The 1,579-nt window shown below is 53.5% G+C and carries 1 rRNA gene; it reads left to right on the top strand.

From position 1 onward, the window contains the following. Positions 1–8 precede the first annotated feature (8 nt). Positions 9–1,572: ribosomal RNA gene (locus FHP05_RS15075) — 16S ribosomal RNA — on the top strand. The last annotated feature ends 7 nt before the right edge of the window (positions 1,573–1,579 follow it).

Raw genomic sequence — 1,579 nt, 5'->3', positions numbered from 1 at the left:
TCATAACTTTTTTGGAGAGTTTGATCTTGGCTCAGGACGAACGCTGGCGGCGTGCCTAATACATGCAAGTCGAGCGCGGGAAGCAGACTGATTCTTTCGAGATGACGTTTGTGGAACGAGCGGCGGATGGGTGAGTAACACGTGGGCAACCTGCCTGTAAGATTGGGATAACTCCGGGAAACCGGGGCTAATACCGAATAATGCTTTTTCTCGCATGAGAGAAAGATGAAAGGTGGCTTTTAGCTATCACTTACAGATGGGCCCGCGGCGCATTAGCTAGTTGGTGGGGTAATGGCCTACCAAAGCAACGATGCGTAGCCGACCTGAGAGGGTGATCGGCCACACTGGGACTGAGACACGGCCCAGACTCCTACGGGAGGCAGCAGTAGGGAATCTTCCGCAATGGACGCAAGTCTGACGGAGCAACGCCGCGTGAGTGATGAAAGTCTTCGGATTGTAAAACTCTGTTGTTAGGGAAGAACAAGTACCGTTCAAATAGGGCGGTACCTTGACGGTACCTAACCAGAAAGCCCCGGCTAACTACGTGCCAGCAGCCGCGGTAATACGTAGGGGGCAAGCGTTGTCCGGAATTATTGGGCGTAAAGGGCGCGCAGGCGGTCTTCTAAGTCTGATGTGAAATCCCACGGCTTAACCGTGGAAGGTCATTGGAAACTGGAGGACTTGAGTGCAGAAGAGGAGAGTGGAATTCCATGTGTAGCGGTGAAATGCGTAGAGATATGGAGGAACACCAGTGGCGAAGGCGACTCTCTGGTCTGCAACTGACGCTGAGGCGCGAAAGCGTGGGTAGCGAACAGGATTAGATACCCTGGTAGTCCACGCCGTAAACAATGAGTGCTAGGTGTCAGGGGGTTTCCGCCCCTTGGTGCTGGAGTTAACGCATTAAGCACTCCGCCTGGGGAGTACGGCCGCAAGGCTGAAACTCAAAAGAATTGACGGGGGCCCGCACAAGCGGTGGAGCATGTGGTTTAATTCGAAGCAACGCGAAGAACCTTACCAGGTCTTGACATCCTCTGATAGCTCTAGAGATAGAGTGTTCCCTTCGGGGACAGAGTGACAGGTGGTGCATGGTTGTCGTCAGCTCGTGTCGTGAGATGTTGGGTTAAGTCCCGTAACGAGCGCAACCCTTAATCTTAGTTGCCAGCATTTAGTTGGGCACTCTAAGGTGACTGCCGGTGACAAACCGGAGGAAGGTGGGGATGACGTCAAATCATCATGCCCCTTATGACCTGGGCAACACACGTGCTACAATGGATGGTACAGAGGGCAGCGAAGCCGCGAGGTGAAGCAAATCCCATAAAACCATTCTCAGTTCGGATTGTAGGCTGCAATTCGCCTACATGAAGCAGGAATCGCTAGTAATCGTGGATCAGCATGCCACGGTGAATACGTTCCCGGGCCTTGTACACACCGCCCGTCACACCACGAGAGTTGACAACACCCGAAGTCGGTAGAGTAACCGTAAGGAGCTAGCCGCCGAAGGTGGGGTCAATGATTGGGGTGAAGTCGTAACAAGGTAGCCGTATCGGAAGGTGCGGCTGGATCACCTCCTTTCTAAGGA

The sequence above is a fragment of the Cerasibacillus terrae genome (assembly GCF_008039555.1).
In the GTDB taxonomy this organism is placed as follows: domain Bacteria; phylum Bacillota; class Bacilli; order Bacillales; family Amphibacillaceae; genus Cerasibacillus; species Cerasibacillus terrae.
The sequence above is the reverse complement of the archived record's forward strand: the minus strand, read 5'-3'. Positions and strand labels throughout refer to the sequence as shown.